Origin of the sequence: Bacillus sp. SIMBA_074, from assembly GCF_046534555.1 — a bacterium.
GTDB lineage: Bacteria > Bacillota > Bacilli > Bacillales > Bacillaceae_G > Bacillus_A > Bacillus_A mycoides.
In genome coordinates, this window is record NZ_JAWRYM010000816.1 from 1 (window position 1) to 256 (window position 256).

Below are 256 nucleotides of genomic sequence, written 5' to 3' on the forward strand. Positions count from 1 at the left end.
CGGTCAAATTACCGAAATTTTCCAAGCTCTTTACTGCACTTTCCTTCAACCCTAAGCTTAGCGCTATCATGGCGACAATGGCGGCAGTTCCGATCATGACACCAACCGAGGTTAGTGCCGTACGGAGCTTCATCCGCCACAGGTTTCGCCAGACGATGCGAAAAGAATCAATTATCTTCACAATGTGTTCACCTCATACCCTCGCCTACGCTGGTCTCGTCCTTTTTTGTACTACCCGACCGTCCTGTAAATAAAT

1 protein-coding gene is annotated in these 256 nt (G+C 48.0%); it reads right to left on the minus strand.

Annotation, left to right across the window (positions count from 1 at the left end; translation table 11 throughout):
* Positions 1–181: ABC transporter permease (locus SB773_RS33030; protein WP_410594647.1), on the minus strand; the 181-nt coding region annotated here is incomplete at its 3' end.
* Between the last annotated feature and the right edge of the window lie 75 nt (positions 182–256).